Source organism: Candidatus Nitrosopumilus sp. bin_32a (assembly GCF_054095935.1).
In genome coordinates this window covers 175,039-195,247 of record NZ_JBSWSN010000005.1, presented here as the reverse complement: position 1 = coordinate 195,247, position 20,209 = coordinate 175,039, and the positions used below count along the sequence as shown (strand labels likewise).

Genomic DNA, 20,209 nt, shown 5'->3' with positions numbered 1-20,209 from the left:
GAAAATACATCAATTCAAACCAATTGGAAACAGAGCAAATTATTTCAAAACTCAAGGAAAGTCTTGAAAAAAACCATGGAGATTATGGCCGAACACAGTATATTATTGAAAAATTATCGTGTAACCTGCAATTACCAAAATCAGATTATTTGTATATTGACAGAATGGTAAAATTATCCGAGCCAGAAATCACAGAGTCAGATCCAGAAAAAATAATTGAGAATATTTTATTTGAGGATTTAATAAAATGTCAACGTTGTGAAATTGAAATAAGTCTTGATGAGAAATCAGTAAGAAAAAATAATTTTTGGTTTCATGACAAATGTTTTGAAAAAATTCCAACAATAAAATCAAAAAATCCACAAGAAATTGAAATCATTTCAAAACCCCGAAAGCAATCAGTTAAAATTGTTCAATCAAATGCAACTTACCCACAAATGGTATTTTCAGCGGGGTTGTTAGCATCACTGGTTGGAACCACGTATTTTTTGGCAGGAGGCATCATTGCAACAATTGCAGGGGTTTGCGGAAGCGCGCTATATTTTGCCACATACAAATCACAGATCATATCAAAGAAAAGAGAAAAACATGCAAAAGTAAAAACAGGAATTCCAGGGCTAGATTCAATATTATCAGGAGGTCTCAAAAAGAAAAGTTCGGTTGTAATTTCAGGCCCTCCAGGCAGTGGAAAGACAACATTAGGATTACAGTTCATTTATTCCGGAGCAAAAGAGTTTGATGAACCAGGAGTATACGTGACACTATCTCAAAGTATCGATGAGATTAAAAATGACTGTAAATCATTTGGGTGGGATATCGAAGAACTAGTTGCCAAAGGAAAAATATTGCTAGTAGATTTAAGAGCATTTAAAATCAAAGGCGAATTCATTGAACGAGACAATTCATTATACAGAGGAGAACAAATTCCATTTGAACATTTAACAAAATTTATTTCAAATAGCATTAAAAAAATCAAAGCAAAAAGAATAGTGATTGATTCAATCTCAATACTCGGAATGCAATATTCAGATAAATTTCATATGAGGCAAGGACTTCAAGGGATGATTCAATCATTAGAGAATTTCAACGTTACAACTATGTTAATTTCAGAATTTTCAGAAAAAAGTCAAATACCGTTAGAATGGTTTGCCACCTCAGGAATAATTCAATTAGACAATCAATTCACACATGATGAAATGAAGCGAACAATCAAAATTACAAAATTACGAGGAATAGAACACAGCAATCAAGTTCACAAATTAGAATTAAGCAGAGATGGATTGACAGTAGATAACAATTAAGATTCAGGCTCAGAATCAGAAATTGCATCAAGTTTCTTTTTTACTGCAGCTGCCACTTCTTGCTTGAGTTTATCTTCCTCTTCGACAAGTTCTTTTTTGAAGCGTTTTTCCCAGTAATTTTTTACCATTAAGATTCACACTAGTTTCAGATCAGTAAGAAATAAGGTCTTCGAAAATATTCCAAAAAAACAGGCACGATCAACATCATTCATTAAAAATCAACTACTGACAAATTGTCCATCAGGGTTAAATACAAATTTTAAAAAACAAATCACCTAACACACCGTGAAGTTTGATGAGTGATCATCAAACTTCATAAATATTTTAAAATAAAAAAGAAAAATCAATCACACTAGTTTTTCTGTGTGAAAGGAGTCATCCAAGTTTGGATAATATTTTTGTTTAATTCAGCAAAGGCATTAACGTTGTCATTGAATGTTTTGAAATTTTGTACTGTTGTATCAATAGCAGTTTTTACCATTTGGTTGTTAACTGTGCTTGCTTGAACAATTTGCTTATTGGTATCAACGATTGCAGTTTTTGCAGAATCTTGAATTTCAGTATTGATTCCGGCTTTCTTTGCAAATTCTTGTTGAATTGATACAGCAGCGTTAATTGTTTTTTGACAAGTATTCATACATTCATTTTGCAATTCTGTTGCAGATTGAAAATATTGTGGGGTTAGTTTTGAAATATTTTCAAAGTATTTCTGAACATTTTGTTTGTACATTGCAAATGCGTCGCTGGTTTGAGATTGTGTACTCATGTCATGGTATAATTTACCTGGTATATATAGTATTGGTAATGAGTGGTAATGAAAGTCAATAAACGGTAAATAGTGAGGGGTTTAGATATAAGAAAAGGTTACAAATTTGTTTGTTCAAATGAACAAACATTTCAAATTTTAGGAAAAAATAGAATTAACCTGTAAAATATGTAAAAAGATTATTCTTTATCGATAAATTCGTTAATACCAGGTGGTTCTGGTGCCAAACCTTTTCGCTTTCTAATATCAGCAACCGCAGTTGCTAGCATCGATTTTGGAACTTCAGTCCATGCCTTAAAGGAAGTATTCCAAGTTGCACGACCAGCAGTTTGACCTCTCATTGCTTCAGATAAAGTAAATGTTTCAGATGCAGGAAGTTCACCAATTACAATACTTGATGCCCCTTTTTGTGACATGTCAAGTACTTTACCACGCTTTCCAGAAAGAATGGTTGCAACATTTCCAACTAAATCAGTAGGTACACGAACTTCAATTGCCAAGGTTGGCTCTAAAACGGCAGTACCTGCAGTTAGTAATGCACCCATACATGCTCTTCTGGATGCAGGGCCCAATTGAGATAGACCTCTGTGTGCGGTGTCTTCGTGAGGAACAAAGTGCGTAAAGATAAACTTGCAATCCCTCATCTGTTCTTTACATAGAGGGCCTTCTTTCATTACTTCTTCAAATCCAGAATTAATAGAATCAGTTGATTCTTGAACGAATTGAACACCTTTTGTTCCGTTAATCAAAACATTACCACGTGAATCAAACTTCATTACTCTTTTTATTGTATCAGTGTCCCAACCTGCTTCTTTGAGTAAATCAGATACAGCCTTTTTATCTTTTAAATCACTGATTTCACCAGTTCTCAGCATATGTGCAATTGCTGGCTCTAGAGGTTCTACTTTCATGAAAATTTTGTTATGTCTATTTGGAGATTTTGCCATAATTGGTTCACATCCGCCCTTTACAGTTTCCCTATAGTTAATCAAAGGTTCAGAAGTAATAATCTCACATTTTGCATCTTGAATTCTATGTGTTGCAACATCCAAATGCAATACACCCATTCCAGCAATAATTGTCTCACCACTTTCCTCATCAATTTTCACAATTAGGTTTGGATCCTCAATTGTTAGTTGTCTTAGAATTTCTACAAGCTTAGGCAAATCTTTAGGATGTTTTGGCTCAATTGCAATTTGTACAACAGGTTCAGAGACATATTTGACACCTTCGAACATTGGAATGTCTTTTACAGAAGATAAGGTATTTCCGGCTCTACATTCAGTTAAACCCAACAATGCAGGAATATTTCCAGCTCCGAGTTCTCCAACTTGTTCTCTTTGGTTACCCATAAAGAAATTAACAGATTGAACACGTCCCTCTCTTTTTTCATCTATGATGTGAAGAGTTTGGCCGTCTTTGATAGTACCAGAAAATAATCGTCCAATAGCCACAGGTCCTGCAGCTGGATCTAAAACCATGTTTACAACCATCATAATTGTAGGGCCATCATCACTGCATGCAAGTAATGCTTTTCCAATATCAGATTCCAAATCACCTTTCCAAATTTGTGGAATTCTGTATTGAACAGCTTCATGTGGTGCAGGATGATGTTTTACAACCATTCCAAGAACAGCGTCAGCCAGTGGTGCTTTCTCAACAAGGTCTGAAACTTTTTCATTAGTATATGCATCAATTACATCTTTGAACGTAATTCCTCGTTCTTTCATAATATCAATATTGATTGCCCATCTGTCTTTTGCAGAACCAAATGTTACACTAGCGTCTTGAATGGACACTTTCCATTTTTCCCTGTATTCAGGTTCGGCATATGTATCGATTAATTGGTTAAAAGTGGTAACTACTTCTACTAACTGTTCTTGCATTTTTTCTGGAGTTAGTCTTAGTTCTTTGATGAGTCTGTCTACTTTGTTGATAAACAAAACAGGCCTCACCCTTTCTTCAAGTGCCATTCTAGTTACAGTTTCAGTTTGAGTCATGATACCTTCAACTGCATCACATACTACGACGGCACCATCAATTGCTCTAAGACTTCGAATAACCCTTCCACTAAAATCTACGTGTCCGGGAGTATCAATCATGTTGATGACATATTCTTGATCTTTTTGGTTGAAAAGCAAGGTTACGTTAGCTTGGTAAATTGTAATTCCTCTTTCTTGTTCTTCTTTATCAAAATCCATAGCAAGTGCTTTTCCAGCAGCAGAGGGGGCGATAATTCCAGAATATGCCAAAAGGCTGTCACTCATGGTTGTTTTACCATGGTCAACGTGAGCAATGACACCAAAATTACGAATATTTTTCTTATTTTTGATAATTTTCATAACCTCAGAAGTTGACTTGAATTTTGCCATATTCGCAAAACTTTGGATTCAGGTATTAAACCTTAGCCTTCTAGCAGATCATATCGTTCGAAACCTCTAGAAACTTTTTTGCGATAAAAAGAAATTACTGTTATTTTCATTTTAGTTTCGTCAATTTGGTTGTGGTATTTATTACGAGAATTTAGAAAATACTCATGGAAATTTCTGTAGGACATACCCCTGATTCAGATGACGCATTCATGTTTTATGGAATGTTTACAGGTAAAGTTCCATCTCCAGATTTCAAGGTAAATCACGTCATTGAAGATATTGAAAAATTAAATCGTAAAGCAACAAACCCAGAACTAGATGTAACTGCAGTTTCAGTTCACGCATGTGCATTCATTCCAGGATATACAATATTGAGAAGTGGTGGAAGTTTTGGAATTAATTACGGCCCAATAGTTACAGCTAGAAAACAGATGAGTATTGATGAGATTAAAAAATGTAAAATTGCAATTCCTGGAAAAATGACTTCAGCATTTCTACTATTGCAATTAATGATTGGTAAATTTGATTATGTGGAAATGAATTTTAGTGATATTCCCGAAGCCGTAAAATCAGGCAAAGTCGACGTAGGGCTTGTAATACATGAAACGCAGTTATCTTATGAGCAAGAAGGGAACGTCAAAATTTTGGATGTTGGAGAATGGTGGGATAAAACTACCAACGGTCTACCAGTTCCACTTGGAATTAATGTAATGAGAACAGACCTAGGCATGGAAACCATTGTAAAGTTTGACAAATACCTACAAGCATCAATTGAGTTTGGAATTGAACACTTTGACGATGCAATAGAATATGCAATGCAATATGCCAGAGGCAAAGAACGAAGCCTCATCGAGAAATTTGTAAAAATGTATGTAAATAAGGTCACAGTAAACATGGGAGAACCAGGCGAAGAATCAATCAGAAGATTATTTGAAATGGCAAAAGAAAAAGGACTTGTGCCAGACTTTGAAATAAGCATTGCCAGCAAGTAATTATAGAACAGAAAAAAAATAACATCATGGGCGATGGGATAGGCGGAGCAGTAATTTCAATTCTTACAAATAACGCTTTTGAATTACTAGTGAGTCACACAAGAAAGGATAATCAAGATCAATATGGAAAAGTTGAAAAAATCATTATGAGTAAGATTGACGATCCTGAACAACCACAATACGAAGAAAAAACAAAAGAAGATTTAGAACGTGCATTGAAAGGGAAATTTGTTTCATGTAATGTTCAATACAGAGATGAAAAGACGGATGCGCTAATTTGCAATGTATTTGTACAAAGACCACCTGAAGGATTTTAAAAAGTGCAAAATACCTAATATATGGTGAAACCTAATTAATTCTAGAAATGGTTCTAGTAGATAAAAAAATTCTAAGTGGAGGCATAATGATGATCAGTCTAGGAATTATTCTCACCATCATATTTGCTGAACAGCCTTTAGGTCAATCAGGTATGACTGAAGAAGAAATAATTGATTTGATGATATCTGAAGATCAAAATCAAGCTTATCAGTTATTGTCAGGAATTTTGATAGGGATTGGATTTTTACTAGTTTTGGTTAGTTTTGGAGCAAGAAGGAAAAAAGACAGTGTCAAAAGAACAGAGAAAAAGCCAGTTGAGTAATTTTTTTCAATGATACAAACCAAACTTCTTTTTACAATTACCACAAAATTTTTGTTTAGTTTTCTTGCTTTCTGTGCCTAAATCAGTCCCACATCGATCACATTTAGTTTTAATCATGATTTGATTCCAATTTACATTCAATCAGAGTATCTTGGCTTTGAATGTTGGGGATATCATCAATCGTGTTTAGAATAAATTGCGAATTAAATGTAAATTCGTACAGAAGATATTATTAATCAAAAAATGACAAATGAACCATATCATGATTCAAGCTGAGATCAGCATATATCCAATGGCTACAAGAACCACAAGTGCCAGTTTTTACATTGCAAAAGCAATTGAATCAATTCAAAAAATAGAAAATCTAAGATATGAAATTAACGCAATGGGGACAATTTTAGAATCAGACGATATGGATGTAATAAATTCTGCAACAAAACAAATGATGGAAACAGTCCATAATCTTGGAATTGCCAGAGTGGAGGCAATAATCAAAATAGATTCAAGAAGAGACAAACATTCCAAAATGGAAGAGAAATTAGAATCGATTAAAAAACAAATGAATTAGAATTTTTTTAGAATATCAAAGTGCGTGTTTCTCTGAGCTGGAATACGACCGATTTCTTTTACCATTGTTGCAAGTTCTTCGACAGAAGAGGACGTTGCTTTTCCAGCAGATTTGTATATTTCTTCAGAAAATGCAGTCCCAACCAAATCATTACCGCCGTGAGATAATGCAACTTGTGCAAGTTTTTTCCCATATGCAACCCAATAAACTGAGATGTTGTTTAAAACATTTGCAAGCATCAATCTAGATAGTGCAGTAATTTTCAAATCATATACTGAAGAGCACTCGTTATTTACTAAATGCTCTTGCTCAAGCTCAGTATTATCCAAACTGAATTTCAAAGGAATAAAAGTTAGAAATCCATTAGTTTTCTTTTGCAATTCACGAACCTTGATTAAATGATCAACAACATGTTCTGGTTTTTCTATGTGGCCATAAAGCATAGTAACATTACTTTTGATACCCATCGTATGTGCCTCTTCAATTACATCAAGCCATTGTTGTCCTGTGCATTTACCTCGGACTATTTTTCCTCTAATCTCAGGATGAAACAACTCAGCACCACCGCCAGGCATTGAATCAAGTCCAGCAGCCTTAAGACGGGACAAAATTTCTTTAGTAGAATTTTTTGTTAATTTTGACAAATAATAAATTTCAGCTGCAGTTAATGCTTTGATGTTAAGTTGAGGATGACTTTTTTTGATTGCCCTCATCATATCCTCATAATATTCTAGAGGTAGTTTTGGATGAAAACCGCCAACGATGTGAACTTCGGTGGCACCCATCTGTTCTGCAATACCAACTCTTTGTTCAATTTCTTGAGGAGTTAGAGTGTATGCATCATCTGCGCCATCTTTACGATAAAATGCGCACATTTGACAGCTGGCAGCACACACATTGGTATAGTTCATGTAGTATGATGCAGCAAATGTCACTGTGTCATTAACTAGTTTTTTCCTAGAATTATCGGCCACCGCTCCAAGTAAATGTAAATTATCATAATTCATTAATTCAAGTCCATCTTTGTACGAAAGTTCTTCTCCAGCAAGAGCACGATCTAAAGCTTGGGAATCTCCAACTAATTGTTCCAACATATGAGTTCGTTTTCCTATCATGATATATTCCTTATAGTCTCAAGAAATAAGTAGCTAGTCGTGAGAGGTACACCATGGTACTTCCACTGGTAGATGAGCACAAACCAAAATGTTACTTGTGTCATGAAGGTTTTGATAATATAGAAAAATTAAGAGAGCATCAGAATTCATCACATAGTGAATTTTTTAAAGAAAATGAAAAACAGAATAAACGAGAGCCAGCACCTGGCGATGTTACTGTATTTTAGATTTTTTTTCTTTGATTGATTGTAATAATTCCTGAGCAAGATCCTTTGAAATGCTTGCTAAATCATAATGTTTGTCAATAGATAATGCCTTTTTGAAATGTTTGATTGCATCTTGAAGATCACCCATTTCCCCCAACGAGAGACCCTTGTATGCAAGAGCCATTGTACATTTTTTATCAATTTTTAAAGCAGCATCATAACATTGAATAGCTTCAAGGTATTTTTCATCTGAATGCAATGATGCGCCTTTGTTTAGTAACGCATCTATATTTCCAGGAGAAACACGTAGTGCTTTATCATATGAGTCAATTGCAAGTTTCAGTTTCCCCATATTTTGCAGGGTTGCACCTTTATCAATCAAAATACTAAGATTGTCAGGATCCTCTTTTAATGCCAAATCATATAATTTCAAAGCATCAGAAAAATTCTCATCCTCAACACATTCAAAAGCCTGTGCCAAAATCTTCTCTATACCATTACTCACAGTATCGGATAATATTTTGTCAATAATAAACTGATTTTTTGTCTCATCAACTATCAATTGTGGATATAATATCTGATTAGGCATTCTTAGTATGTGAAAAATTAATTATTAAATTAGCGATCATTATACAATTACCAATCATCAAGAAGAGAATTTGTCTCTAGGTTCGATTTCAAGAGATTTGTTAAAACATTCCATAGATTCCTCGTATCGACCCAAACTTCGAAGTGCTATTCCTTTGTTATTCCAAAGGTCTGGGTCAGTTTGATTCAAAAGAAGTGCTTGTTCAAAAAAACCCAAGGCATCATAGAATTTCCCTTCATCCATCAAGATATGGCCTTTTTGGACAAGTTCTTCAATTTCGCCCATAAATTATTCTAAACATCATTTGTATTAAATCTGAAAAAAAATCAAAGTATTAAATTCAATAAAATCAAACAAATTTACACATATTTGATGAAAATTTAAATAAATTTTTTACCAGTAGACAATATGAACATGGATGAAACAGATGAGAGAATTCTCAAAAATTTACTAGTAGATGCAAGACAATCCGCAAGACAGCTTGCACTGAAACTTGGAATATCGACAGTGACAGTATTATCCAGAATTAAAAAATTAGAAAAAGAAAAAATTATTCGTGGTTATACAACAATTATTGATCATGAAAAAATAGGATATTCATTAACAGCGATTATTGAAATAATGGCCAAAAACGACAAAGTCGTAGACATAGAAGATGAAATTGCAAAATTTGAAAACGTTTGTGGAGTATATGACATTACAGGTTCAACAGATACAATAGTCATTGCGAAATTCAAAGAGAGAAAAGAATTAAGCAAGTTTGTAAAGGGGTTGGCAACTATCCCCAATGTGGAAAACACCATAACCCATGTAGTCCTAAATACTGCAAAAGAAGATTTTAGATTATCATAGGAGAGAAATGAAGCAGATCAGTATTTTTGTAATCTCAATTATTATTTTTGGAGGATTGCAATCAGTAAATGCACAAAATAGTAATCTCGACATGCAACTTGAAGTAACTGACGAAGAAAAAATTATGTTGTTTTCAGGATTTGTAATTGCAATATTGGCAGTCTTTTTATTTTTAGCAAGAGACATCATCCTCAGGAAAAAAACATCGTATGACAAAGAAGAATTAGAATCAAAAAAAGACAAGACGTTTGAAAAATATCACTCAGATTGGGGTGATGATTATGAAGAATTAGGCCAAAGACGAAACACAAAAGAAGACAAGGAATTTCGAGATGCATTAAACAATGATGAATTACCGAATTACTATGAGATTATTGGAGTTTCAAAAGAAGCAACTCAAGATGAAATAAAAAAGAAATTCAGAGAACTGGCAAAAAAAATTCATCCAGATAAAACCAAAGAAGATTCAGAGAAAGAAATGGCAGAGCTTAACAAGGCATATGAAGTATTATCAGACAAAGAACATAGAGAGAAATATGACAAATACTTTAAAGTAAATTAGGCAGATTCCAATTTTACAATAATCATACTCAATTCAATAGAGTCAGGAGTTTGAACACTATTTGTTAGATTAGTAAAAATTTCAACAGGAACAGAGTCCATCATAGTTGTAATCTTTAGTTCTCCAAACTCAGTATTAGGTCCTAGCATTTTCTTTGTCAGTAAAGGAATAACAGAAAGATCTTTTATCACGCATTTTATTTTATATGCAAATTTATCTGAAAAATATACACCGCCACGAGTTGTGGGTTCATTTACAGGAATAGGTGAATAAATTATAGAAGTACTAGATATAGGATACACTCTATCATTTACATAAAGTGTAAAATCCAGAGATTTTTTTTCATTGAATTCCATTAATTTCTCTAACAATTCTTTGTTAAATGACATTCAAAAAACACCAAATCATAATTCTATTGAGTGTTTTGGTAAAACATACATAATTCAGCGATACGGTAATGAACAATGTCAATAAGATAGGATGGTTGTTGTCAGTAAATCGTCAAGATTAAGGCATAAGAAAACCAATCCACGATTCAATAAGATAAGGCAACGTCATATTTCCTTCACCCATATTTGCACATTTTCCAATGAGGGATGGACAGAATTTAGCAGGAACGATTGGAACAGCATAAAAGATGGCCGGTACCAGTAAGATAAATGCAATAATTTCCCTTTTTTGATGAATTCATAATGTTATTCTTTAAAGTCCATTAATTACCATCTGTATGTTATCTGTCATTACTTCGTCAATGTGTAACTAAATTTAGAATTGTATTGAATTTTCCAACAACACCTGTTTGAAAATATCAGATTCAAATCACATAGATCATCTTTAAAAACTTGAATTTAGATCAAATGGTATTGCAGCAATTTGCAAATACACATTCAATGAGAAATGAAATTCTGAGCCTCATGGTAGAAAGGGGATTAGAAGAAGACTATTTTGTAGAAATGCTAGACTATACTATAGACCTATTTGAGAGTCAGGGACTTGGAACGGATTATTACGGATATCATAACATTAATCATGAATTAGAAGTAACATATGTTTCACTCTTAGCAGTAAATCAAAATAAAATAAAACTCACAGATGTAGATATAAAATATCTGTACGTTGCAGCGTTGTTTCATGATTTTGATCCTCAAAAAAATGTTGATAAACCTCACGAAGAAAGTGTTTTAAAGTTTATTTCAATGGACAAAAAACTTCGTCAGTTGATTAATGATGCAAAAATGGATTTAGAAATAATTAAAATTTTAATTTTAAGAACAACGTATCCATGGAGTGGAAAAATTAAAGATAATGCAGAAAACCAAATCAAAGAATGCTTTAACAATTCTGATTTGACAAGAAATGATTTAGAATATCAAGAACACATCATGGAAATGGGATGGTATCTATCAGTAGTAGATAGAATCAGCGGGTATGCCTTGGGCGATTTTGCAAGAGCAATTGAAATGGCAAAAATGAATGCGCATGCATTAGCATGGAGACCATCATTAATTGTTAGAAGTTCAGTTGCATATTTTGAAGAATTGTTAAACAAAGAAACAGAGATGGTAAAAGGGATTCTCAAAGTTCTTCCAAAAGAGATGAGGAAAAACTTCTTTGATACAGTTTTATCATTCATGAAAATAAGACAACAAGAAATTACCATTCAAGCAAACCATTCATATGAAAATCTAAAATTAATTCCGACAATAGAATCAATGTCAACACGAGAAAAACCAAATTTTATCAAATCGCTATATGAGATCTTTTTAGAATTACCATCTCCACTTCAATTTGAAAAAGAGAATTTTGAAAAATCAGTCAAAGATCCTCAAGTAATAATCAACACATTGAGATTGAATGGTAAGGATGGAGAGATAGTAGGTTTTTCCAAAGGAGGACCGCTAGAGAGATACAAATTGCGAGAAGAGATTAGAGATGAAAATTACGGTTTAGGAAACACCATATTTTTAGAACCGCTTGCACTGAAAATGGGATATTGGGGATTAAAAGGAGGCAGCGAAATGCGCCACATGTTCATCATGCAGTCAAGCTCTATGAAATTCAAATTTTTAACTAGTTTTGCATTAAGGGATGTCATTAGAGCAAGAATTGACAAAGAACAAGCAGAATTTGTAACATTGTTTGATCCTGAAAGATGGGACTACTATAGAATCAAAATATAGATAAATTTTGAATTGTTTAAAGTTAAAAATTTCAATGCAGAAAGGCTTTTGTAACTAAAAAAGGTGCAAAAAATCGTGATAGGGAAGGTCATAGGGCTATTAGCAATACTAGTGATTACTGCAAGTATTTCACCAGTATTTGCATTGACAGAGTTAGAGAAAACGTCAATCATTGATCCAAAATTAGTAAATGCTTTTGGATCACCATTGGGAAATTCAATCAATGTTGATCAGCAAGTGCAGATTTCATCAGATGTAATGAATAATCAAGAGAAATCTCAAAAAATAGCATATCTAGTTCAAGTAAAAAATGAAAGCGGTTTTGTTGTCACAGTTGGATGGGTAGTAGGTATCGAATTAAATCCTCATCAACAATTCAAACAATCAATATCGTGGATTCCAAAAGAATCTGGAATATTTACTGCAGAAATTTATGTTTGGGAAGGTTTTCCAATAAATCACAATGCATTATCAGATTACACTACAATTCAAATTAATGTCAGTTAAAATTTTCATAAAAAATAAATTCAAACTATTTAATTATTTAAGAAATTCGAATGATTTGTTCCTAAAATGATCAAATTAATTCCCGATACGAAAAATATTGGTCTGCAATTCAATAAATGGGATCGGAGATTTGTCTAATAGTGAAAAAAGTTCAACAAGTTCTCGCTAATATGACCTTGAGCCTAATAGAGTTATGACAATAGGATATTGTGTAAAGTGTCGAGACAAACGAGAAATCGGCGGCCCTAAACCATACACCATGAAAAATGGCAAACCTGCAATCAAGGGTACATGCCCTACATGTAGTACAGCCATTTTTAGAATCGGTAGTGGATAAGATTCTCACTAGAGAATTCAATACTGCCATTCATCAGTAAGTCCATTCCATAGTGAACGCATTGGGGATGGATCTTTTTCTATTTCTTCAGTAATTCTATTTTTCAATACAAAAAAGAAATTCTCTAATGCATCGATACCGCCATCTGCAAATAGTTCATGGCCAATCTCAGTTATCCTCTTATGTTTATCAGGAATTTCTTCAGAGTCAGGTGTCTGAAGACAAAAAGTCATCAAATCAATTAATTCTTCTTCCAACATGAAATCCATGATAAATTATTGAAAATCATAGTCAGATTTAGGTATTAACATTAAAAAGAAAAAGAGATCATCTTAATCGTCTATAGATCTCTTTGAATTCACATGACAGATTGTATGATATATTCAACAGATGTGTAAGTTGATTCATAGACGTCTTATCATGTCCTAATTGCCTTAGTAGCGTTAATGCTTTTTGAGGAGATTTTGGAGACAGGGGGATCTGCCCAGACCAAGTTTTAAAAGCATCTTCTACATCTAAACTGAAATTTAAAACAAATTCTTTCCAGTTAGGCATTGAACTGAGTGCTTTTTCACTAAGAAGAACATCAGATAATTCACGAAATTCATTCTTTCTATCAATGTATAACATATCAAGAGATTGTCGAATTTTTTCTGGATGATATTCTTCTGCATTTAACATGTACATTCCTATGATACTCATGGCATAATATTCTCACAATCAAAGATAAGTTAGACAGTTAATTCTCAAACAAAATGTTAAAAAAAATCAATAAAAATAAACAAATGTTTAACAACTAAAAAATAAAAAAGGTTTTCGATTTTATTGGAATGGATCAATAAATGGACAGTTAACAATATGATCACTATCCATTGGACGGGCAATACCAATTTCAATCAAACCAGATTCTCTGTATGCGTTCATATCATCAATGGTTTCTAATAATTGTGCATTTTCAGGATCATCCCAACCAATCACAAAAATTCTCCACATTGGAGAATAATTAGAATCACCAGGAGCTCCTGCTGCAATCCCAGGTTGAAATCCTAATGGACCAGTACCTGTTAAACCATTTTTGAACTGATACAAATCTACTGCTGCTGAATTTGCAATCAATCTTGCAGATGTTGGTGAACTCACAACACCCATCATTTCAGCAGGACCACTTGGAGTAGCATCTGTTACAATGTAATAGATCGTTCTACCGTCTGGACCCCATCCACGATGAGCTATGAAAGTTACATTCATCTCATCTGTACTAATATCAAGAACTTGACCACCGCCATAAGGTGTAGTATCAGTCAAGTCTACATCTTTAACCATCATCTGACCTTCAGGCCAAATAATTTGTGGCATGTTCAAAACTACATCAATTTCAGTTAATGTAATTTCATTATTCTCAGCTGCTTCCATAATCATTGCTTCTGAATCAAGCACTCTTGGAGATGCACCCTCATTCCACATTACATGCACATGTGAAGTCAATGCACTATACACATCTGCTTGTGCAGGAGTACTAGTGAATACTTGACCTTGATAACCATGTATACCATCGCCTTCAATACCGTTGGTAAACAAGTATACTGTTGAAAGTGCGTCTTCAGGAGCGTTCTTCAATAATGGAGCAAGTTCTACTTGCCATCCTTGATTTGCAGTAATTATGTCTGCATGGGTCGGATCACTAGAATCAGTGATGATATAGAAAACATCTTCACCGTTATAGTATCCTTGATGCATAGGAATTGTCGCTGGAACGTTTGCTCTTGACAATCTAAGTACAGAACCCAAGTCTGCTTCAGTTTCGTCCATGGTTTCTTTTTCCATCATGGTTTCTTTTTCCATCATGGTTTCTTTTTCCATATTTTCTTCAACTGGAGCTACAGGAGCGACTGGAACTTGTCCTTCTTCCCAAGCAGCTTTACCGCCTGGAATTTCAGAACAGAGTTGTATTCCACAGATACCAGTACTGGAACCATATTGAGATGTTCCAGTACCTTTGCTTTTTAGAGCCTCAGCATCTGAGAAATAATCTGTCGTCATACCTGCTGTAAACAAGGGCAAAATTGCAAGAAGTGCAATGTATCTTAGACTCTTGTTCATGAGTAAAAACTATGATTTTCGTTTAAAAGAATTTGTCCAAATCAGACAAAATTATGCAAGTTCTGAAAATCTATTTCCAACATAATCCCAATTAACAACATTCCACCATGCATCAACATAGTCAGATCTCTTGTTTTGATATTTCAAATAATATGCATGTTCCCAAACATCTAAACCAAGTAATGGAAATTTTCCTAAAGTCCAAGGACTAGTTTGGTTTTCAGTAGTGATGATTTCTATTTTATGATATGTAGAGTTGAAAACAAGCCAACACCAACCACTACCTTGAATGTTAATTGCTTTTTCAGAAAAAACTTTTTTGAAATGCTCAAAATTATCAAAATAAACATCGATTTGATCTTCTAATTGGCCCAGAGGTTTTCCATCACTGTCAGGAGTCATAGTCTCCCAAAACAACCTATGATTTTCAAAACCACCTCCAAAAAAGTTGATTGCACTTCTTCCAGATTCCGGAATAGATTTTAGATCAGAGAGTACTGATGAGATGTATTGCGGATGAGATGCACTTCCAACATCTGCAAGCGATTTGTTCAATCCATCAACATATGCCTGATGATGTTTTTGATGATGAATTTTCATTGTTTCTGTATCAAGGAATGGTTCTAGTTCATCATAACCATAAGGCAATCTTGGAAGTTCGTATCGAACCATAAATCAATTCAGTGTAATCCACATATATTCTTCGAGTGCAAAGAATGATAAATCTTGAAGGATTGTTAAAGATATGAGAAAAATAGGAACTATCGATTTAGAAATTTTACATTTAGCAATTAATGAAAATGGAACATTTGATGAAACCCATCTAGAGAATTCAGAATTAAAGAGGTTAGGAGTTGGAAAATTATTAGATTCGCTGGCCACATTAAAAGACAGAAAAATGATATCGTTGAACAGTGATGGATCTTTTTCCATTACTGAACTGGCAAAAGAAATTCTTTGGAGTAAAAGTATTCCAACATGGGCAAAAATATTACGACTATTACAAATCAAATCATGCAATATTGGGCAGATTGAAAGTATTCTGAAAGTATCTAGAAATGAAATAGACGAAGAGATAGAAAAATTAAGAAAAAATCAATTCGTGTTAATGTCACCACAAAGGATAGAAGATAAAGTAATCAAGGTTTATGAAATACTTCAAGAAGGAATTGAGGAGATAGATAAGACAGAGACCGAAGGATTCAACAACACCGAATTTGGAGAAGCAAAACAAGAGATAGAGGCACTCAACATCCTAGAATTAATTATTAAAGAAATTCAAGATACCCAATTGGAGAAAACAAAAAAAGATTCAATCATTGAAAAAATTACCAAACTAAAAGAAAAATTAGAAATTTAGTTATTTTGCTCTAATCTTATCTTGAATTTGTGCCAAAATTAGTTCTGCCTTATCCTTATTCTCATAGTCCTCTTTTGACTCATCCATTATTTCATCAATTTCATAACTCTTGTCCACCAAAATATTGGCAACATGATCGTCGAGTGTTCCTTGTCCAATGAGATAGTATGCAAACACGGTATTTTTCTGACCTATCCTATGAAGTCTATCTTCAGCCTGTCTATGAATTGCAGGACTCCAATCAAGTTCTGCAAAAATGACATATTTTGCCCTAGTCAAATTAATACCCACATTTCCAGCACGGATTCCAGCAATCATTAATTTTGATTCGCCTCTTTGAAATTTGTCAATTTCACCCTGACGAAATGAATCAGATTGTCCACCGATTATCGATACAGGTGAAAACTCTTGCAAACTTTCATGAAGTAATTTGTGTATAACCTTATGATGACAAAACACCACAACGCTTTCTTCAATCTCCATGATATTTTTTACAAAATTAATCACATGGGGAAGCTTTGCAATACCAGCAATTTGTCGTTCGCTTTGAATTGCCCTATGATATGAGGCAGACTTGATAAATTCAGAGTCTGCATCTTTTTGTTCAGTTTCCACCTTCTTCCAGATTTTATCTAATTCTTCAAGATAGTAATCAGTGTCTGCTGCGATTACTTCTTTGTAACGAACTTTATCTTTAAGTTCTTTTAAAACGTCTGATTTCTTCCTTCGAAGCATGACATGTTTTTGCAATTCATTTCTAAGAGATGCACGTTTGTTTTCCAAAACAATAGCTTTCCCTTTTTCATTAACATAGCAAAAGTACTCACAAAATTCTTTAAAGCTTCCCAATAAACCAGGTTTTATTATATCAATGATTGGCCAAATTTCTGAACCCCTGTTGTATATCGGAGTTCCCGAAAGACCGATTCTGTACAAAACAGAAGGCAATGCTGCCAATTTTTTTACTGCTTTATATTTTTGAGTTGTCTTTGATCTTAAATTATGAACTTCGTCACAAACAATTGTTTTTAATCCTAATTTGGATAAATCATCATTTCTTTTAAAAAGTAGTTCATAGTTAATTATGTAAATATCAGTTTTAGGGAGTTCATGAGATTTACCAGTTCTGATTATTGTAACACTTGGAGATTCAGATTCAATTATACGTCCATTCCTGCTTTTCTTCTTTAGAAATTTTTCAATTTCACGTTCCCAATTGTTCAAGGTAACTAATGGAGCAACAACAAGAAGTGGAAAAGTTTGTTTTTCAGTTGCAGCATATGAAAGGGTTTGAACAGTCTTACCCAGACCCATCTCATCAGCAAGTAAAGCATTTCCAGAAGATTTTAGTAAAAAGTCCAATCCTTCTTTTTGAAAATTCAATAGTTTTCCTCTAAATTGTTCGCCCGTTTTTGCTCGTTTTAGTTTGAGTTTGATTGGAGGAATTGAAGGTTTTGGAGCATATGTTTTTACAATTTTTCTCTGCCAAATAGATTTTGATAAAATTTCAAGAGGATATCGATCCATAATGAGTTTGAGTTGTTTTACAGTTTCTGTACTATCAGGGATAATGATTTCATCTACATTCTCACCATACCATGCCTCAGATACAAGTCTAGAGATCATACCGACTGCACGATCGCCTGTAACCTTCCAGCTCCAGATTTTAGAGTACTTGTCCAGAACATACTCTAGTGTACCAATATTTTCCATGGATGTTTCCATAATTTGTCGACAGAAAGTTTTTTTGCCTTATGAATCTTCATATTTATCTCGATCATTAAAAAAGAAATTAAAAATCTGCAAGAGTTAAAATATGATATTAGTTTCTACTTTAGGGATAAATTTTCAAAGCAGATCTACAGGCACAAAAAGAGGAAAAACAAGATTTTGGAAAAAGCAAAATCAACCAAATCAAAAAAGTTAAAAATTATTCAGTTAATCAGACATGGGAAATAGATTTTTGAGACATAGCCGTTTTTAAAGAATTTATGATCATACCATTCTCAAAATTCATAGACAGAAAAAAGACAATGTGATTTCCAATACTGAAAAATAAAACAGAAAATAATTTTATAAAATTTGATTCAGAGATGATTTCAAAGACAACATACGTTTAAAATTAATCAGGTATCAGATATTTTGTGGAATTCATTCAAAATGAAGAACCAGAAATTAAAAAGCCAATCATCATTGCGGCAATGCAAGATATGGGAAATGTTGGAAGTATAGTTGTAAATTTTATCAATGATTCACTCAGAACGAAAACATTCAGAACAGCTAAGACATCATTTCCTACATATATTGTCGATAGAGGAGGTTACATTGATCTTCCAGATGAAAAATGGGAATATAGATACACAGACGATTTGATAGTTTTTGGGGGCGGAAAAGGCCAGCCACAAAGCAACAATGAATTAAACATGTTATGTCAAGATGTAATAGATGTAGCAAGAAAATATTCTGCAAAATTTATCTATACACTTGGAGGATTTCACACAAATCGAATTTTTAATGATAAACCAAAAACATACATCACTACAACATCAAGAGAGTTAACAAAGCAGATGGAAGGGCTCAATGTAGAAACCACTCCACAAAAATCAATCATCACAGGGTTTAATGGATTAATTCTTGGATTTGCAAAAATGAATGAAATTCAAGGAATAGGAATGTATGGAGAACTAAATGAGCCTGAAATACCACAATATAGATCAGCAATCAGTATTATCAAAACGATAGAAAAACTGACATATAGAAAATTAGGAGATACAAGCCAATTAGAAATTATGGCTCAAGACATAGAAAGAAAATTTAAAAACTAAATTTAATGAGATTTCCCAACTTCATGAGATTCAGTGTTTTCATCATGACAATCACAACTACATAGATGAGTCTGATGATTATTCATGCAATCAATGCATTCAAAATGCTTTCGGGTTTCACAAGATGCACAAATCATCTAACATCACTAAGAAAAAGGAGAATTTGAATTTTTTCTATTGCCATAGCCCTAATACTCGACCTCACTTCGTTTAAAAAGATCGGATGTTAAATCAACGTATCCTTGTGGATCAAGTTCTTTGGCAAAACCTTTGTCTATATTGATAAGATATATCGAATGTAGATGAGCATTTAAGATATCATCGTATTTTATTGGTGGATTTTTGTAATACCGATCACATAGATCTTTAATTTTTTGTACATCATCTTTTTTTCGTGCATTTGGAGGCAATAGAAAAATTTTAGAAATAGGCAATAACCCAACCACGGGGGTTGCTAAAGAAAACTTTGAACAGTGTTGGCTATATCTCGCTATCTTACTCATAATTCTTGCAGAAAAATAATCTATTGTATCCATGGCATGTTCAGGAGGAGTAAATCCAGTTTCAATTTCAATGATAGTGTTGCCACCACCTTTCTTAGCAAAAATATCACAAACAAGAATATCTGAAACGTCTTTTTCAACTTCAACAACATACCCTCTTGAAATCAGATTATTTGCACAGATTAATTCCAAAATAGAATGATTGATTTTTACAAGATTTTTCTTATACATTCCAATCAATTGTTGGCCAACAGAATTCAATTTGGGAACATCATTTTCTTTTAAATTTTTTGAGAGTTTTTTGGTCATTTCAAAAACATCATTTCTAAATTTCTCTAAATCCATGGTTTAAGATAGAAGAAACATCAGGATTTAAGAATTGGGAGGGATTGTAAAATTGGCAAAGTCTCAAGGCTCAAATGATGTGTAATTAC

At 33.4% G+C, this 20,209-nt stretch carries 26 protein-coding genes; 13 read left to right on the top strand and 13 right to left on the bottom strand.

All coding sequences use genetic code 11. The features are described 5' to 3' along the window. Positions 1-23 precede the first annotated feature (23 nt). Positions 24-1,301: an RAD55 family ATPase gene (locus tag ACW9XH_RS05935; RefSeq protein WP_457759718.1), complete on the top strand. Its 1,278-nt coding sequence runs from the start codon at positions 24-26 to the stop codon at positions 1,299-1,301. Here ACW9XH_RS05935 and ACW9XH_RS05930 read toward each other — a convergent pair. The 3 genes from ACW9XH_RS05930 to ACW9XH_RS05920 all read right to left on the bottom strand — a co-directional run bounded on the left by ACW9XH_RS05930 (position 1,298) and on the right by ACW9XH_RS05920 (position 4,439). Next, the gene (locus ACW9XH_RS05930; protein WP_457759717.1) at positions 1,298-1,429 is read right to left on the bottom strand and encodes a hypothetical protein; all 132 of its coding nucleotides are present in this window, start codon (positions 1,427-1,429) and stop codon (positions 1,298-1,300) included. The genes ACW9XH_RS05935 and ACW9XH_RS05930 overlap by 4 nt on opposite strands. A gap of 224 nt (positions 1,430-1,653) precedes the next feature. Beyond that, positions 1,654-2,067 (bottom strand): hypothetical protein, encoded by a 414-nt coding sequence (locus tag ACW9XH_RS05925; RefSeq protein ID WP_457759716.1) that lies wholly within the window; start codon positions 2,065-2,067, stop codon positions 1,654-1,656. Between the two features lie 179 nt (positions 2,068-2,246). Further along, positions 2,247-4,439: an elongation factor EF-2 gene (locus ACW9XH_RS05920; RefSeq protein ID WP_457759715.1), complete on the bottom strand. Its 2,193-nt coding sequence runs from the start codon at positions 4,437-4,439 to the stop codon at positions 2,247-2,249. 164 nt (positions 4,440-4,603) lie between these two features. Between ACW9XH_RS05920 and ACW9XH_RS05915 the strand changes: the two genes are divergently transcribed. The 4 genes from ACW9XH_RS05915 (at position 4,604) to ACW9XH_RS05900 (ending at position 6,639) form a co-directional block, all read left to right on the top strand. Beyond that, the gene (locus tag ACW9XH_RS05915; protein ID WP_457759714.1) at positions 4,604-5,431 is read left to right on the top strand and encodes an MqnA/MqnD/SBP family protein; all 828 of its coding nucleotides are present in this window, start codon (positions 4,604-4,606) and stop codon (positions 5,429-5,431) included. A 26-nt stretch (positions 5,432-5,457) separates the two neighbouring features. Continuing rightward, positions 5,458-5,748, top strand: coding sequence for a hypothetical protein (locus ACW9XH_RS05910; RefSeq protein WP_457759713.1), 291 nt, complete (start codon positions 5,458-5,460; stop codon positions 5,746-5,748). A gap of 47 nt (positions 5,749-5,795) precedes the next feature. Further along, complete coding sequence (locus tag ACW9XH_RS05905; RefSeq protein WP_457759712.1) at positions 5,796-6,071, top strand: hypothetical protein; 276 nt, start codon at positions 5,796-5,798, stop codon at positions 6,069-6,071. A gap of 262 nt (positions 6,072-6,333) precedes the next feature. Then, positions 6,334-6,639 carry an MTH1187 family thiamine-binding protein gene (locus ACW9XH_RS05900; RefSeq protein ID WP_457759711.1) on the top strand — a complete coding sequence of 102 codons (306 nt, stop codon included), beginning with the start codon at positions 6,334-6,336 and terminating at the stop codon, positions 6,637-6,639. Here ACW9XH_RS05900 and ACW9XH_RS05895 read toward each other — a convergent pair. Then, entirely contained in the window at positions 6,636-7,733 is a 1,098-nt protein-coding gene (locus ACW9XH_RS05895; protein WP_457759710.1) for a CofH family radical SAM protein, read from the bottom strand. The two genes, ACW9XH_RS05900 and ACW9XH_RS05895, sit on opposite strands and share 4 nt — an antisense overlap. Before the next feature lie 74 nt (positions 7,734-7,807). On the opposite strand from ACW9XH_RS05895, the gene ACW9XH_RS05890 reads away from it, so the two are divergent. Continuing rightward, entirely contained in the window at positions 7,808-7,981 is a 174-nt protein-coding gene (locus ACW9XH_RS05890) for a hypothetical protein (protein ID WP_457759709.1), read from the top strand. On the opposite strand, the gene ACW9XH_RS05885 is transcribed toward ACW9XH_RS05890, so the two are convergent. Further along, positions 7,968-8,465, bottom strand: coding sequence for a tetratricopeptide repeat protein (locus ACW9XH_RS05885; protein ID WP_457760025.1), 498 nt, complete (start codon positions 8,463-8,465; stop codon positions 7,968-7,970). The genes ACW9XH_RS05890 and ACW9XH_RS05885 overlap by 14 nt on opposite strands. Before the next feature lie 141 nt (positions 8,466-8,606). Then, positions 8,607-8,834 (bottom strand): tetratricopeptide repeat protein, encoded by a 228-nt coding sequence (locus tag ACW9XH_RS05880; RefSeq protein WP_457759708.1) that lies wholly within the window; start codon positions 8,832-8,834, stop codon positions 8,607-8,609. A 123-nt stretch (positions 8,835-8,957) separates the two neighbouring features. On the opposite strand from ACW9XH_RS05880, the gene ACW9XH_RS05875 reads away from it, so the two are divergent. Further along, the gene (locus tag ACW9XH_RS05875; RefSeq protein WP_457759707.1) at positions 8,958-9,401 is read left to right on the top strand and encodes an Lrp/AsnC family transcriptional regulator; all 444 of its coding nucleotides are present in this window, start codon (positions 8,958-8,960) and stop codon (positions 9,399-9,401) included. Positions 9,402-9,408: 7 nt separating this feature from the next. After that, a complete protein-coding gene (locus ACW9XH_RS05870; protein WP_457759706.1) occupies positions 9,409-9,963 on the top strand; it encodes a DnaJ domain-containing protein in 555 nt (184 codons plus the stop codon). On the opposite strand, the gene ACW9XH_RS05865 is transcribed toward ACW9XH_RS05870, so the two are convergent. Beyond that, complete coding sequence (locus tag ACW9XH_RS05865; RefSeq protein WP_457759705.1) at positions 9,960-10,352, bottom strand: hypothetical protein; 393 nt, start codon at positions 10,350-10,352, stop codon at positions 9,960-9,962. The genes ACW9XH_RS05870 and ACW9XH_RS05865 overlap by 4 nt on opposite strands. A gap of 501 nt (positions 10,353-10,853) precedes the next feature. Here ACW9XH_RS05865 and ACW9XH_RS05860 point away from each other — a divergent pair. From ACW9XH_RS05860 to ACW9XH_RS05850, 3 genes are all read left to right on the top strand, one after another. Next, entirely contained in the window at positions 10,854-12,143 is a 1,290-nt protein-coding gene (locus ACW9XH_RS05860; protein ID WP_457760024.1) for an HD domain-containing protein, read from the top strand. Positions 12,144-12,218: 75 nt separating this feature from the next. Beyond that, positions 12,219-12,650, top strand: a complete 432-nt coding sequence (locus ACW9XH_RS05855; protein ID WP_457759704.1) for a hypothetical protein — start codon at positions 12,219-12,221, stop codon at positions 12,648-12,650. Positions 12,651-12,843: 193 nt separating this feature from the next. Next, positions 12,844-12,987 carry a DUF5679 domain-containing protein gene (locus ACW9XH_RS05850; RefSeq protein WP_457759703.1) on the top strand — a complete coding sequence of 48 codons (144 nt, stop codon included), beginning with the start codon at positions 12,844-12,846 and terminating at the stop codon, positions 12,985-12,987. A gap of 17 nt (positions 12,988-13,004) precedes the next feature. On the opposite strand, the gene ACW9XH_RS05845 is transcribed toward ACW9XH_RS05850, so the two are convergent. The 4 genes from ACW9XH_RS05845 to ACW9XH_RS05830 form a co-directional block, all read right to left on the bottom strand. After that, entirely contained in the window at positions 13,005-13,256 is a 252-nt protein-coding gene (locus tag ACW9XH_RS05845; RefSeq protein ID WP_457759702.1) for a hypothetical protein, read from the bottom strand. 58 nt (positions 13,257-13,314) lie between these two features. Next, on the bottom strand, positions 13,315-13,689 hold the full coding sequence (locus ACW9XH_RS05840; RefSeq protein ID WP_457759701.1) for a hypothetical protein: 375 nt from the start codon (positions 13,687-13,689) through the stop codon (positions 13,315-13,317). Positions 13,690-13,809: 120 nt separating this feature from the next. Further along, complete coding sequence (locus ACW9XH_RS05835) at positions 13,810-15,087, bottom strand: DUF7482 domain-containing protein (RefSeq protein WP_457759700.1); 1,278 nt, start codon at positions 15,085-15,087, stop codon at positions 13,810-13,812. A 51-nt stretch (positions 15,088-15,138) separates the two neighbouring features. Continuing rightward, positions 15,139-15,759 (bottom strand): superoxide dismutase, encoded by a 621-nt coding sequence (locus ACW9XH_RS05830; RefSeq protein WP_457759699.1) that lies wholly within the window; start codon positions 15,757-15,759, stop codon positions 15,139-15,141. A 73-nt stretch (positions 15,760-15,832) separates the two neighbouring features. Here ACW9XH_RS05830 and ACW9XH_RS05825 point away from each other — a divergent pair, with 73 nt between their 5' ends. Next, on the top strand, positions 15,833-16,447 hold the full coding sequence (locus ACW9XH_RS05825) for a hypothetical protein (protein ID WP_457759698.1): 615 nt from the start codon (positions 15,833-15,835) through the stop codon (positions 16,445-16,447). Here the strand turns inward: ACW9XH_RS05825 and ACW9XH_RS05820 are convergent, their stop codons facing one another. After that, positions 16,448-18,172 (bottom strand): DEAD/DEAH box helicase, encoded by a 1,725-nt coding sequence (locus ACW9XH_RS05820; RefSeq protein WP_457759697.1) that lies wholly within the window; start codon positions 18,170-18,172, stop codon positions 16,448-16,450. It lies immediately after the preceding gene. A 419-nt stretch (positions 18,173-18,591) separates the two neighbouring features. Here ACW9XH_RS05820 and ACW9XH_RS05815 point away from each other — a divergent pair, with 419 nt between their 5' ends. Then, a complete protein-coding gene (locus tag ACW9XH_RS05815) occupies positions 18,592-19,272 on the top strand; it encodes a PAC2 family protein (RefSeq protein WP_457759696.1) in 681 nt (226 codons plus the stop codon). Between the two features lie 188 nt (positions 19,273-19,460). Here the strand turns inward: ACW9XH_RS05815 and ACW9XH_RS05810 are convergent, their stop codons facing one another. After that, on the bottom strand, positions 19,461-20,120 hold the full coding sequence (locus tag ACW9XH_RS05810) for a hypothetical protein (RefSeq protein WP_457759695.1): 660 nt from the start codon (positions 20,118-20,120) through the stop codon (positions 19,461-19,463). Positions 20,121-20,209: the final 89 nt, after the last annotated feature.

Excerpts from the sequence above, each read along its gene's own strand:
- ACW9XH_RS05930 (WP_457759717.1), bottom strand. The coding sequence starts at position 1,429 with ATGGTAAAAAATTACTGGGAAAAACGCTTCAAAAAAGAACTTGTCGAA.
- ACW9XH_RS05925 (WP_457759716.1), bottom strand. The coding sequence starts at position 2,067 with ATGAGTACACAATCTCAAACCAGCGACGCATTTGCAATGTACAAACAA.
- ACW9XH_RS05920 (WP_457759715.1), bottom strand. The coding sequence starts at position 4,439 with ATGGCAAAATTCAAGTCAACTTCTGAGGTTATGAAAATTATCAAAAAT.
- ACW9XH_RS05915 (WP_457759714.1), top strand. The coding sequence starts at position 4,604 with ATGGAAATTTCTGTAGGACATACCCCTGATTCAGATGACGCATTCATG.
- ACW9XH_RS05910 (WP_457759713.1), top strand. The coding sequence starts at position 5,458 with ATGGGCGATGGGATAGGCGGAGCAGTAATTTCAATTCTTACAAATAAC.
- ACW9XH_RS05905 (WP_457759712.1), top strand. The coding sequence starts at position 5,796 with ATGGTTCTAGTAGATAAAAAAATTCTAAGTGGAGGCATAATGATGATC.
- ACW9XH_RS05900 (WP_457759711.1), top strand. The coding sequence starts at position 6,334 with ATGATTCAAGCTGAGATCAGCATATATCCAATGGCTACAAGAACCACA.
- ACW9XH_RS05895 (WP_457759710.1), bottom strand. The coding sequence starts at position 7,733 with ATGTTGGAACAATTAGTTGGAGATTCCCAAGCTTTAGATCGTGCTCTT.
- ACW9XH_RS05890 (WP_457759709.1), top strand. The coding sequence starts at position 7,808 with ATGGTACTTCCACTGGTAGATGAGCACAAACCAAAATGTTACTTGTGT.
- ACW9XH_RS05880 (WP_457759708.1), bottom strand. The coding sequence starts at position 8,834 with ATGGGCGAAATTGAAGAACTTGTCCAAAAAGGCCATATCTTGATGGAT.
- ACW9XH_RS05875 (WP_457759707.1), top strand. The coding sequence starts at position 8,958 with ATGAACATGGATGAAACAGATGAGAGAATTCTCAAAAATTTACTAGTA.
- ACW9XH_RS05870 (WP_457759706.1), top strand. The coding sequence starts at position 9,409 with ATGAAGCAGATCAGTATTTTTGTAATCTCAATTATTATTTTTGGAGGA.
- ACW9XH_RS05865 (WP_457759705.1), bottom strand. The coding sequence starts at position 10,352 with ATGTCATTTAACAAAGAATTGTTAGAGAAATTAATGGAATTCAATGAA.
- ACW9XH_RS05860 (WP_457760024.1), top strand. The coding sequence starts at position 10,854 with ATGAGAAATGAAATTCTGAGCCTCATGGTAGAAAGGGGATTAGAAGAA.
- ACW9XH_RS05850 (WP_457759703.1), top strand. The coding sequence starts at position 12,844 with ATGACAATAGGATATTGTGTAAAGTGTCGAGACAAACGAGAAATCGGC.
- ACW9XH_RS05845 (WP_457759702.1), bottom strand. The coding sequence starts at position 13,256 with ATGGATTTCATGTTGGAAGAAGAATTAATTGATTTGATGACTTTTTGT.
- ACW9XH_RS05840 (WP_457759701.1), bottom strand. The coding sequence starts at position 13,689 with ATGAGTATCATAGGAATGTACATGTTAAATGCAGAAGAATATCATCCA.
- ACW9XH_RS05835 (WP_457759700.1), bottom strand. The coding sequence starts at position 15,087 with ATGAACAAGAGTCTAAGATACATTGCACTTCTTGCAATTTTGCCCTTG.
- ACW9XH_RS05830 (WP_457759699.1), bottom strand. The coding sequence starts at position 15,759 with ATGGTTCGATACGAACTTCCAAGATTGCCTTATGGTTATGATGAACTA.
- ACW9XH_RS05825 (WP_457759698.1), top strand. The coding sequence starts at position 15,833 with ATGAGAAAAATAGGAACTATCGATTTAGAAATTTTACATTTAGCAATT.
- ACW9XH_RS05820 (WP_457759697.1), bottom strand. The coding sequence starts at position 18,172 with ATGGAAACATCCATGGAAAATATTGGTACACTAGAGTATGTTCTGGAC.
- ACW9XH_RS05810 (WP_457759695.1), bottom strand. The coding sequence starts at position 20,120 with ATGGATTTAGAGAAATTTAGAAATGATGTTTTTGAAATGACCAAAAAA.